Raw genomic sequence first — 11,562 nt, 5'->3', positions numbered from 1 at the left:
CCGATTGAACCTGCTTATTTTTAAACCAACGAGGATTGGATGATGGACTTTGTCCAAATGGGTGGTTCTACTGTGTTGCTGGGTGACATTGGCGGAACCAATGCCCGATTTGCTTTGGTGCATGGTGAGCATGAACCCATCGTTCAAGAGCGTATCTTGTCTACGGGCGACTACCCAGATCTGCTGGCGGCAGCACAGGCATATCTTCAAGAAGCAGGTCAGCCAGTCATTCGCCGTGCTTGCGTCGCCATCGCCAATCCCATTGATGGTGATGTGCTGACCATGACCAATAACCATTGGCAGTTTTCGGTGGAGGCGACTCGACAGGCTTTGGGTTTGGACAGTCTTCTCATGCTCAATGATTGGGAAGCCGTGGCCATGGCGGCACCCGCATTGAGCGTTCGTGATTTGGCGCAAATAGGTCCAGGTGAGCCAGTGCCCGATGCGCCCAAAGGTTTGATAGGGCCAGGCACAGGCTTGGGGGTGTCCTCGTTGGTTCGCTCCCGCCGTGGCGACTGGGTGCCCATTGCCGGAGAGGGTGGCCACGTGAGCCTGTCGCCCACTTGTGAACGTGATGCAGACATTTTGCGAGTGCTGTGGCGGCAGCATACGCATGTTTCAGCCGAACGGGCTGTTTCGGGCATGGGTCTGCTGAATTTATACCGCGCCATCTGCCTGCTGAATGGGACCGACCCTGAGCCACTGGAGGTTGCGCAAGTGACTCAACGCGGATTGGCTGCTAGCGATGTGGCGTGCGAAGAGGCGTTGGTTTGCCTGTGCCGTTTTCTGGGTAACACCGCTGCCAATTTGGCGCTGACACTGGGTGCTCGTGGCGGCATATACATCGGTGGGGGCGTGGTGGACCACTTGGGCGATTACTTTGCTCAGTCTGGTTTTCGCGCTGCTTTTGAAGCCAAGGGTCGCTTTGAAAGTTACATGAAACGCATTCCCACCTATGTCATTCGCGCTCACCAACCGGCATTGATCGGTTGCGCTATGGCATTGGGCGTGACGCCCTTGCGGCCTTAATCAGTGTGTTCTAGTGGTTTGGGTTTGAAAAACATCGGATAAGCCCTTTGCACCGTCGGGCTGTCATAAGCCCAGCTGTGGCATTGGCCCAAATGGAATGGCGCTTTGGTGACGGCGGGTTGGGGCAGGCCCGCCCGTTCGCGGCGGTGCCATTGGCCGGACGGCAAGGTCTGGTAGGCGGCGGTCGCCATGTTGGACAGCATTTCGCGCAAGTGGGTGCAACCTTGTGTGCCGCCCACGTGTTCGTTGATGACTTTGCGCCAGCCCGGGCCCATGGTGCAGCCGATCAGTTTGTGCATGCCGTGGGGTGCACCTGCGCATTCGGGGTGGGGAATGTCGTCCATGGAAGTAGCGAGGTCCTGAATGACCATTTGGTTGTTCAGGGTCACACGAATTTTCAGGCCATGAATGGGCTGCTGGGCTGGAAAGGGGCGCTCGTTGGGTACTTTAAAACCGTAGGTTTTAACGTCTGTCAATTCGGCTTCGATGTCCCACAGGCCGTCTTCACGGTCGTAGCCTTGGTAGACCACTGTGCGCGTATGTGACAGTTTTCGGGGTGAGGGGGGTGGAAGTGCCAATGGAAATCTCGCGGGTCTGGTGTTCAATGCTCCGATCATATCGATGCAGGAGAGTTCAACATGTCGCAGCCCATTCACCCCGCCGTTCGCCGCCAGACCATTGCCGATGCCCTGCGCCGCACTGCGATTCGCTTGCCTGCCAAAACAGGCATCGTGTGCGGGGCCACCACCTGGACGTATGCCCAGTTCGATGCATTGGTGTCACGTTTGGCGGCAGGCTTGGCGTCCTTGGGCGTGGCCGAAGGGGACAAAGTGGCGGTGCTGGCCCGCAATTCGCATGGCTTTGCCGCGCTGCGTTTCGCGCTGGCCCGGCGGGGTGCGGTCATGGTGCCGATCAACTTCATGCTCAAAGCCGAAGAGGTGGCGTTTATCTTGCGCCATGCCGGCGCCCAAACCCTGGCCACCGACAGCGGGCTGGCCGAGCTGGCGCAGGCCGCTGCCAAGCTGGACACGCAGGTTCAGCAGTTCATCTGGCTGCCGTCTGAAGACCCAAGCCAGCCCGTCGCGGGCATGCACAGTTTTGACACCCTGGCCGCCTGCACCGATGCGCTGCCCGATCTGCAGCTGGGCAGTTACGACGTGGCACAGATCGTCTACACCAGCGGCACTGAATCGTCACCCAAGGGTGCCCAGCTCACGCACGATGCGGTGCTGTGGCAATACGTCAGCTGCGTGATCGATGCCGAGATTGCCGAGGCCGATGTCGCCTTGCACGCGCTGCCGCTGTACCACTGCGCTCAGCTCGATGTGTTTTTTGGCCCGGCCATTTACATGGGCAGCACCAACGTGATCACGGCCAAGCCCACGCCCGACAACCTGTTGCCGATGATCGAAAAGTTCGGCATTACCAGTTTTTTTGCGCCGCCCACCGTGTGGATTGCGCTGCTGCGTTCGCCCTTGCTGGACCCGGCCAAGCTGGCCCGCTTGGCCAAGGGCTATTACGGCGCGTCCATCATGCCGGTGGAGGTGCTGAAAGAGCTGGCTGCCCGTTTGCCCAAAGTGCGCTTGTGGAACTTGTATGGCCAAACCGAAATCGCGCCGCTGGCCACCTTGCTCGGGCCCGAAGACCAGTTGCGCAAACCCGGCTCGTGCGGCAAGGCGGTGCGCAACGTCGAGACCCGGGTGGTGAACGACGACATGCAGGATGTGGCTGTGGGTGAGGTGGGCGAGATCGTGCACCGTTCTCCGCACCTGATGCTGGGTTATTTTCATGACGACGAGCGCACCCGAGCCGCCTTTGAGGGCGACTGGTTCCACAGCGGGGATCTGGGCATCATTGACGACGAGGGCTACATCACCGTGGTCGACCGCAAGAAGGACATGATCAAGTCCGGCGGCGAAAACGTGGCCAGCCGCGAGGTGGAAGAGATGATTTACCGCCTGCCTCAGGTCAGTGAAGTGGCGGTGGTTGGCCTGCCCGACCCCAAATGGGTCGAGGCCGTAACAGCGGTGATTGTGATCAAGGCCGGGCAAGCCCTGGATGAGGCCACTGTGATCGCGCATTGCAACCAGCACATGGCCGGATTCAAGTGTCCCAAACGGGTGGTCTTCACCGAGACGCTGCCTAAAAACCCGAGCGGCAAACTGCTCAAGCGCGATCTGCGTTTGCGTTATGCCTGATCGTTCGGCAGGACTTTCAGCAACAGCAAGAGCGTGCTGGATCAGGGAAATCCCTGAATAAATGTCCTATCAATAAGACAAGAATGTCCTATTGACAGAACAATAGGGCTGTTCCACGATGACGGAAATGGAAGCCAACCTGCCTCTGCCCAAATACCATCAGATCTATCTGTTGCTGCGCGAGCAATTGCGTGAAGGCCGTTTTGATGCAGGTTTGCCGGGCGAGTTGGCCTTGATGGGGCAGTTTGGTGTGGCCCGTGTCACGGTGCGAAGGGCCTTGTCGCAACTGGCACAAGAAGGCTTGATTCATCGCGAACCTGGGCGCGGCACCAGGCCCGTGATTGCACGTGTCCAAGACATGCACATGCAGGCTTCGACCGTGGCCAACGCTCAGCAAGCCCGACTGACAGGATTGCTCGAAAATTTGGTCACGATGGGCATGCGCACCCAAGTCAAGGTGCTGTCGGTCGAGCACATGCGTGCCCCGATGGATGTGGCCGCTGCGCTAAAGTTGCCAAGTGGTGCGCTGGTCCAAAAAGCCGAGCGCGTGCGCAGCACACAGGATGGTCCGCTGTCGCACATCACCACGTGGGTGCCCGATGATATTTCTGCAGGATTTGGCATACGTGAGCTATCGCAAAAACCCATTTTGGTCTTGCTCGAAGAGTCGGGCGTCAAGGTGGGTCGGGCCGAGCAGACCATTTCGGCCCGTTTGGCCGATGTGGGCATCGCGCAGCATCTGGATGTGTCCGTCGGATCGGCCTTGTTGGCGGTGCGGCGTTTGATTTACGACGAGGACGAGCGTCCCGTTCAATGGTTGCATGGCTTGTACCGCCCGGACCGGTACGAATACCAGATGCAGTTATCCCGCGTTGGCAGCATTGATGCCAAGGTGTGGGTAAGCCAGGAGTTGTCCGCAAACTTTCATTGACTTTCAACCAAGGATGATCTTATGACCACACGTCGCCATTTCATGGGCCAGTCCGCTGTTGCGGCTTCTGCCATCGCATTCCCTATGGTGGGTGGAGCCCAGCCCAAGCCTGTCAAAGTTGGTGTCTTGCACCCTGTGACTGGTGCCTTGGCCTATTCGGGCCAGCAATGCCGCATGGGCGCTTTGATGGCCATTGAGGACATCAACAAGGCGGGTGGCATCAAGTCTTTGGGGGGTGCCAAGATTGAAGCCATGCTGGGCGATGCGCAGTCCAGCCCGCAGGCCGGAACAGCCGAAATCGAAAAGATGAACGAAGCCGGTGTGAGTGCCGTAGTGGGCGCTTTTGCCTCGGCCATCTGCCTGGCGACTACGCAAGCGGCAGCCAAATACAACCTGCCCCATGTGGTGGATGTAGGCGTGGCCGATCAGATCGTCGAGCGCGGCTTGAAAAACACCTTCCGCTTTGGCCCGGGCTACAAGAAATGCGCCGAAGTGGCGGTGGCCAGCCTGCATGCCCTGAACACGGCCGCAGGCAAGCCCGCACGCACTGTGATGATCGTGCACGAAGAATCACTTTTTGGCACCGGCACCGCCAACCTGTTGGCCAAGGAACTCCCTGGATACGGTTACGAGGTCAAGGAAATCATCAAGCACGCCAACCCGACGCGTGACTTCAACAACATTGCGTTGCGCATCAAGCAGGTCAACCCCGACATCCTGATCCCAGCCAACTACTACAACGAATACGCTTTGCTGGTGCGCACCTTGCAGCAGCAAAAGATCACGCCCAAAGCCATTTATTCGGTGCTCGGCGGTGCAGCTTCGAGCTACAAGTTCGTCAAGGAGTTTCCGGAAGCGGCCAACGGCATCATTGACTGCAACCATTGGTTCAACCCCAAGGACAAGCGTTCGGCCGAACTGAAAAAACGGGTCGAAGCGCAAGGTCAGTTCTTCAGCTACGAAGTGTTCATGACCTACACCGCCATGATGCTGCTGGCCGATGCGATCGATCGCGCCAAGTCACCGGACCGCGCTGCCATCATCGACGCGCTGGCCTCCAGCAAATTTGCCAACCACATCATGCCCTACGGCCCGACCCAGTTCGTCAACGGCCAGAACATGGGGGCGCAGCCTTTGATGACACAGGTCTACAAAGGTGACATCAAGGTGATCGTGCCCCGCGATTACCGCGAAGTAGAGCCCGTGTTCCCGCTCAATAGCTAAGCGCCAGGGCACCCCGATGCTGGACCTGAACATCCTGTTTCCTTCTTTGCTCAATGGCATCACCACCGGTGCCGTCTATGCATTGATCGCACTGGGCCTCACGCTCATTTATGGCGTGCTGCACATCATCAATTTCGCGCACGGCGCGGCCTTGATGGTGGCGCTGTATGGCGTTTACATGCTCAAGGAAAAGCTCGGGGTCGATCCCTACCTGGCCCTGCCCATCATGGTGCCCGCCATGTTCGTGCTGGGCTACGCGCTGCAACGTGGCGTGATCAACCGCGCCAGCCACGGCAAGGACGAAAACATCCTGTTGGTTACGCTCGGCGTGTCCATCGTGCTGGAAAACCTGGCTTTGCTGTTTTTCAAATCCGACACCCGCAGCATTGAAACCGCCTACACACTGAGCACGGTCGAGATCGGCCCGGCATTCATTGCCTTGCCCAAGCTGGTGGCGTTTGGCGGTGCCTTGGCGGTGTCTGCCGTGATGCTGTTTATCGTGCAAAAAACCGATTTGGGTCGTGCGATACGCGCCGTATCCAGGGAAAAGCAGGGGGCTCGCCTGATGGGCATCGATGTGGACCATGTGTATGCCATGTGTTTCGGTTTGGGCCTGGCCAGCCTGGGGGCTGCGGCCTGTTTTCTGATGCCCGCTTATTACGTCAACCCGCAGGTGGGCAATGGCTTTGTGCTGGTGGCCTTCACCATTGTGGTGCTGGGTGGCATGGGCAGTTTTGCGGGTGCCTTGCTCGGCGGCTTGCTCATTGGCGTGGTGGAGTCGCTGGGTGGTTTGCTGCTCGGTGAGTCGCTGGGTCAGGTGGGCATTTTTGTGATTTTTATTGTGGTGCTCTTGTTCAGGCCGCAAGGCCTGTTTGGAGCAAAAGCATGAAAGACATTCGCAATATCACGCTGTTTGTGCTGCTGGTGGCTGCGGTGCCGTTTTTCACCCAGTCGGGTGTGGTGCTCAATTTTGTCATGACAGCCCTTTACGCTTGTTTGCTCTCGCAAGCCTGGAACGTGCTGGGTGGTTTTGGCGGGCAGTTTTCCTTTGGACATGCGCTGTTTTTTGGCACGGGGGCTTATGTTCAGGCCATTGCGCAAATGCAGTGGGGCTTGAGCCCCTGGGTCGCCTTGCCACTGGCCATGGCGTTTGCGGCGGGTGTGGGTGCCTTTGTCGGTGCCACCTCTTTCCGCTATGGCCTGAAGGGCTCTTATTTTGCGTTGGTCACGCTGGCTTTCGCCGAGGTGTTCCGCATTGTGGCCACATCGGTGCCTTTCACTGGTGCGGGTGTCGGCCTGATGCTGCCGCTCAAAGAGTCGGCCGCCAACATGCAGTTTGGCAGCCGTGCCGGATTCATCTGGCTCATGCTGGGCCTGGTCACGCTGGCGCTGAGCATCACCGCCTGGCTGCGCCACTCGCGCTTTGGCGCCTACCTGCAAGCCGTGCGCGACAACGAAGATGCCGCACGTGCCATTGGTGTGAACCCTTTCACCATCAAGCTGGTGGCCACCATCCTGTCTGGCGGCCTCATGGGCGCAGGTGGGGCTTTTTATGTGCAGGTTTTCCAGTACATCGATCCAGGGATCGCCTTTGGCTCTCACACCTCGGTTGAGGCCCTGGTGGGGGCCATTGTTGGCGGGCTGGGCACGCTGTGGGGGCCGCTGTTAGGGGCCATCAGCCTGCACATCCTGGCCGATCTCACACGTAATTTATTCGGCCAGTTGCCAGGCATCAACATGGTGATTTATGGCTCGGTGCTGATCTTGATCGTGATGTTCCTGCCGCGCGGCATCGCCGGTTTGGGCAGCATCACGCCACAGCAGTGGTGGCGTGGCAACAAGCCGTCAGACGGAGAGAAACCATGAGCATGCTGCTCAAAATCGACGGCGTGGGCAAATCCTTTGGCGGTCTCAAGGCGGTTCAAAACGTCAGCCTGTCAGTGACCGAAGGTCGCCTGAGCGCTCTGATCGGTCCCAATGGCGCAGGCAAGACCACCTTGTTCGCGCTCATGTCTGGTTTTCTCATGCCGGATACCGGAAGGGTTGAGTTTGACGGACAAGACATCACTGGCCAGCCTCCGCACCTGAACGCGCACATGGGCCTGACCCGCACCTTTCAAATCGTGCAGCCTTTTGCGGCGCAAACCGTGCGAGAAAACATCGCGGTTGGGGCCCATCTTCACCTGCCGCGACGCGCGCAGGCGCTGGAACAGGCGGAGTCGGTGGCGCAGCAAGTGGGCCTGACCTCGCAACTCGACAAGCTCGCCAGTGATCTGACGGTGGCTGGCCGCAAGCGCCTCGAATTGGCGCGAGCCCTGGCCACGCGGCCACGCCTGTTGTTGCTGGACGAGGTCCTGGCGGGTTTGAACCCGCAGGAAATTGCCGAGATGATTCCGGTGGTTCAAGGCATCGCCCAAAGTGGCGTCACGGTGCTGATGATCGAGCATGTGATGCAAGCCGTGATGAGCCTGGCGCAAGAGGTCTGGGTGCTGGCGCAGGGGCAGCTGATCGCCCAAGGCAGTCCGGCCGAAGTGACCCGCAACAAGGCGGTGGTCGAGGCCTATCTGGGCCACGGCACAGCCGAGCGGCTGCAAAAGAGCGCCATTCGGCAGGCAGAGGCGCAAGCATGAACAGCCCTCTTTTGGATGTGCAAGGCCTCAAGTCGGGCTATGGTGCTGTCGAAGTCTTGCGCGGTGTGGATCTGCACGTCATGTCCGGTGAAACGGTGGCCCTTTTGGGCAGCAACGGGGCAGGCAAGACCACGCTCAACCTGACCTTGAGTGGTCTTGTGAACACGCGGGCCGGACGGGTCCAGTTTGACGGGCAAGACATCACGGGCATGCATTACCAGAAGGTGGTCTTGCACGGCTTGATCCAGGTGCCTGAAGGCCGCAAGGTGTTTCCCAATCTCAGCGTGCACGAAAACCTGGAGCTGGGCGCTTTTAAAAGGGGGCGTGAGCATCGCGCTCGCAACCTCGATAAGGTGTACGAGACCTTCCCGCGCCTGAAGGAACGGGTGACCCAACTGGCTGGCACGCTCAGCGGTGGCGAGCAACAGATGCTGGCCATTGGCCGTGGCTTGATGTCCGAGCCACGCTTGCTGATTCTGGATGAACCCTCTCTTGGCTTGTCGCCATTGCTGGTGGAGGAAATGTTTGGCCTGATCTCGCAATTGCGCAACAGCGGCCTGGCGGTTTTGCTGGTGGAGCAAAACGTAGGCCAGTCGCTGGACATCGCCGATCGGGCCTATGTGATGGAAAACGGGCAGATCCGTTTCGCTGGTACCCCGACCGAATTGCTCTCAAGTGACACGCTCAGGCAGGCTTATCTGGGCATGTGATGCCCTGCACGAAAAACACTGCGTGTTGCACCTCGCTCACCCTGTTCGGTCCTTAACTTCAGGCCTTGTATTGACATGACACTCCTAATGGCATTTTCTCGCAGAAGCATTTTGCTGGCCATGACTTTGGCCAGTGTGGGGTGGGGCGGTTTCGTGCAGGCCCAACCGCAACCACCCATCAAGATTTTGGTCGGCGCGCCAGCGGGCGGTACCACCGACACCATGGCACGCGCATTGGCGCAGGTGCTGGGCACGCAGCTGGGCCGCACGGTGGTGGTGGAAAACCGCCCTGGTGCCGGCGGTAATCTGGCCGCTGACGCGGTGGCCAAGTCCTCGCCCGATGGCAGTACTTTGCTCATGAGCTTCACCAGCCACGCCATCAACGCCTCGCTTTACCCCAGTTTGCCTTTTGATCCGGTCAAGGACTTCACGCCCTTGACCATGGTGTCGACCTCACCCTCGCTGCTGGTGGCCCACCCCAAAGTGCCTGCCAACAATGTCAAAGAGCTGATCGCTTTGGCCAAGGCCAAACCTGGCCAGATGAACTTTGCCATTGGCGCTTTGGGCTCGTCGCTGCACATGGCGGGCGATGCTTTCAAAATGAAGTCTGGCGCGTACATCGTCAATATTCCTTACCGGGGCACAGCCCCTGCGGTGCAAGACTTGTTGGCTGGCCAGGTGGACTTGATGTTTGCCGCTGTTGGCAATGTGCAATCTCATATCAAGGCAGGCAAGCTCAAGGTTCTGGGCGTGACAAGTACCAAGCGCTTACCCGCTTATCCCGATGTGCCCACCATTGGCGAAAGCTTGCCTGGTTATGAATCGAGTGCCTGGTTTGGCTTGTTTGGCCCAGCCCGCATGAGCCCTGATCTGGTCCGCCGTCTGGCCGATGCGGCTCGCGTTGCGGTGCAGTCACCCGAGGTGAAACGCCGCATCGAAAACGAAGGTGCAAGCCCTGTAGGCAACAGCCCAGAGGAGTTCGCCCGCTTTGTAGAGAGTGAAATTCTGCGCTGGCGGGTGGTGGTGCAGTACGCAGGAGCCAAACCCGAATGAGCACCACCCATTCGAGGCCTCAAACCTTGGCCCAAAAGCTCATTGCCCGAGCTGCAGGGCGCAGCCATGTGACGGTGGGCGAGGTGGTGACCTGTAGTGTGGACCTGGCCATGTTTCATGATTCATCGGGCCCCCGGCGCCTCAAACCCATGCTCGATGAGCTGGGCGCCCATATTTGGGACACCGAAAAAGTGGTGCTGGTGCTTGACCACTATGTGCCCGCACAGGACGCCGACGCACAGCAGATCGTGCAGATTGCGCGAGATACCGCCAAACAATGGAAGCTCAAGCATGTGATCGACAGCGAGGGCATCTGCCATGTGGTGCTGCCCGAGCGGGGACATTTAAAGCCCGGCATGTTTTGTGTGGGTGGGGACTCGCATTCCCCCACAGGGGGGGCATTTGGCTGCTACATGTTTGGCATTGGCGCCACCGAAATGCTGGGCGTATGCGTGACCGGTCAAATCTGGGTGCAGGTTCCGCGCACTTTGCGCATGCACTGGTCAGGTCGCTTACAAGCCGGTGTGTCGGCCAAGGACATGATGCTTCACATGATTGGGCGTTTTGGCATGAATGGTGGCCAATACCAGGCGGTGGAGTTTGCAGGTTCAGCCGTTCAGAATTTGTCCATGGCTGAGCGCATGACCCTGTCCAATATGAGTGCTGAAATGGGTGCTCAGGTCGGTTTGATCGCCGCAGACAAGACAACCCTGAATCATTTGCGCGCCATCGGTGTCGCACCCGAAAAACTGATCGGGGCCGAGCAATGGTTCACGGATGAAGGCGCCGAGCTTGAGCAGCAAAATTTTGATGCTTCTAGCCTCAGCCCTCAGGTGGCCGCGCCGCACAGCCCGGCCAACACGCGTGATGTGGCCGAATTTGCCGATATAAAACCCAGCATTGCCTACATCGGTGCTTGCACTGGGGCCAAACTCGAAGACCTGCGGGCTGCAGCCGCTGTGCTCAAAGGTCATCGCGTGGCAGCAGGCGTGCAGCTCATGGTGGCACCTGCCAGCGCCCGTGAACAAGTGCAAGCCACACAGGAAGGTGTGATGCAAATCCTGCAAGATGCCGGGGCCACGGTGCTGCCCAACAGTTGCGGTGCCTGTGCTGGTTATGGCGCGACCTTTCCGGAAGGGTCCACCGTGATTTCCAGCACGGCCCGCAACTTCAAGGCCCGCATGGGCCCCGCCAGCGTGAATGTCTATTTGGCCTCGCCCTACACCGTGGCGGCCTCGGCATTGCGCGGCAGTATCAGTGACGCACGCGAGTTTCTGGCATGAACCCGTGCGCGTTTCAAAACACCCGCGTATGGCGTTTGGGCGCGGATGTGGACACCGATGCACTGGCGCCGGGCGCATACATGAAGCATGGCCTGGATGTGATCGGCCGGCATTGTCTGGAGGCGGTGCGTGCCGACTTTGCAGCGGGCGTGCGCGAGGGCGATGTGATCGTGGCCGGCGCCAACTTCGGCATTGGTTCTTCGCGAGAACAGGCGGCGGGAGTGCTGCGGCACCTGGGTCTTGCGGCCGTGATCGCGCCTTCTTACAGCGGCTTGTATTTTCGCAACGCCTTCAACCTGGGCCTGTTGTTGCTCACTTGCCAAGAGGCTGACAAGATCGAAGATGGCGAGCGGGTTGGCTTGCAGTTGGATGGCGAAATGCCCCAGGTGGTGCGTGCCAATGGCCAGCACCTGATGTGCGCACCCATTCCCCAATTTTTGATGGACATGGTCGATGCAGGGGGCTTGCTGCCTCTGCTCAAACAAAGAAAGCCAACATGAACCC

12 protein-coding genes are annotated in these 11,562 nt (G+C 59.1%); 11 read left to right on the top strand and 1 reads right to left on the bottom strand.

The genetic code is table 11. The annotated features are described in order from the left end of the window. Positions 1-42 precede the first annotated feature (42 nt). The gene (gene glk / locus ACIQ3A_RS00600; RefSeq protein WP_396429800.1) at positions 43-1,029 is read left to right on the top strand and encodes a glucokinase; all 987 of its coding nucleotides are present in this window, start codon (positions 43-45) and stop codon (positions 1,027-1,029) included. Here the strand turns inward: glk and ACIQ3A_RS00595 are convergent. Then, positions 1,026-1,607: a DUF2889 domain-containing protein gene (locus tag ACIQ3A_RS00595; protein WP_396429799.1), complete on the bottom strand. Its 582-nt coding sequence runs from the start codon at positions 1,605-1,607 to the stop codon at positions 1,026-1,028. The two genes, glk and ACIQ3A_RS00595, sit on opposite strands and share 4 nt — an antisense overlap. Positions 1,608-1,667: 60 nt before the next feature. On the opposite strand from ACIQ3A_RS00595, the gene ACIQ3A_RS00590 reads away from it, so the two are divergent. From ACIQ3A_RS00590 to ACIQ3A_RS00545, 10 genes are all read left to right on the top strand, one after another. Further along, the gene (locus tag ACIQ3A_RS00590) at positions 1,668-3,227 is read left to right on the top strand and encodes an acyl-CoA synthetase (RefSeq protein ID WP_396429798.1); all 1,560 of its coding nucleotides are present in this window, start codon (positions 1,668-1,670) and stop codon (positions 3,225-3,227) included. A 127-nt stretch (positions 3,228-3,354) separates the two neighbouring features. After that, positions 3,355-4,158, top strand: coding sequence for a GntR family transcriptional regulator (locus ACIQ3A_RS00585; protein ID WP_396429828.1), 804 nt, complete (start codon positions 3,355-3,357; stop codon positions 4,156-4,158). A gap of 21 nt (positions 4,159-4,179) precedes the next feature. Then, positions 4,180-5,382 (top strand): ABC transporter substrate-binding protein, encoded by a 1,203-nt coding sequence (locus tag ACIQ3A_RS00580; protein WP_396429797.1) that lies wholly within the window; start codon positions 4,180-4,182, stop codon positions 5,380-5,382. A gap of 16 nt (positions 5,383-5,398) precedes the next feature. Further along, on the top strand, positions 5,399-6,271 hold the full coding sequence (locus ACIQ3A_RS00575) for a branched-chain amino acid ABC transporter permease (RefSeq protein WP_396429796.1): 873 nt from the start codon (positions 5,399-5,401) through the stop codon (positions 6,269-6,271). Next, positions 6,268-7,248 (top strand): branched-chain amino acid ABC transporter permease, encoded by a 981-nt coding sequence (locus ACIQ3A_RS00570; RefSeq protein ID WP_396429795.1) that lies wholly within the window; start codon positions 6,268-6,270, stop codon positions 7,246-7,248. Before ACIQ3A_RS00575 ends, ACIQ3A_RS00570 begins: the two co-directional genes overlap by 4 nt. Continuing rightward, a complete protein-coding gene (locus tag ACIQ3A_RS00565; protein WP_396429794.1) occupies positions 7,245-8,012 on the top strand; it encodes an ABC transporter ATP-binding protein in 768 nt (255 codons plus the stop codon). The genes ACIQ3A_RS00570 and ACIQ3A_RS00565 overlap by 4 nt, the downstream gene beginning before the upstream one ends. Next, positions 8,009-8,722 carry an ABC transporter ATP-binding protein gene (locus ACIQ3A_RS00560; RefSeq protein WP_396429793.1) on the top strand — a complete coding sequence of 238 codons (714 nt, stop codon included), beginning with the start codon at positions 8,009-8,011 and terminating at the stop codon, positions 8,720-8,722. Before ACIQ3A_RS00565 ends, ACIQ3A_RS00560 begins: the two co-directional genes overlap by 4 nt. A 75-nt stretch (positions 8,723-8,797) precedes the next feature. Continuing rightward, complete coding sequence (locus ACIQ3A_RS00555) at positions 8,798-9,775, top strand: Bug family tripartite tricarboxylate transporter substrate binding protein (RefSeq protein WP_396429792.1); 978 nt, start codon at positions 8,798-8,800, stop codon at positions 9,773-9,775. Beyond that, positions 9,772-11,058 (top strand): 3-isopropylmalate dehydratase large subunit, encoded by a 1,287-nt coding sequence (locus tag ACIQ3A_RS00550; protein WP_396429791.1) that lies wholly within the window; start codon positions 9,772-9,774, stop codon positions 11,056-11,058. The genes ACIQ3A_RS00555 and ACIQ3A_RS00550 overlap by 4 nt, the downstream gene beginning before the upstream one ends. Beyond that, on the top strand, positions 11,055-11,558 hold the full coding sequence (locus ACIQ3A_RS00545) for a 3-isopropylmalate dehydratase (protein ID WP_396429790.1): 504 nt from the start codon (positions 11,055-11,057) through the stop codon (positions 11,556-11,558). The genes ACIQ3A_RS00550 and ACIQ3A_RS00545 overlap by 4 nt, the downstream gene beginning before the upstream one ends. Positions 11,559-11,562 lie beyond the last annotated feature (4 nt).

Origin of the sequence: Limnohabitans sp. (assembly GCF_044361985.1) — a bacterium.
Classification (GTDB): domain Bacteria; phylum Pseudomonadota; class Gammaproteobacteria; order Burkholderiales; family Burkholderiaceae_C; genus Limnohabitans_A.
Note: the sequence above shows the minus strand (reverse complement) of the source record. Positions and strands in the feature narration are given on the sequence as shown.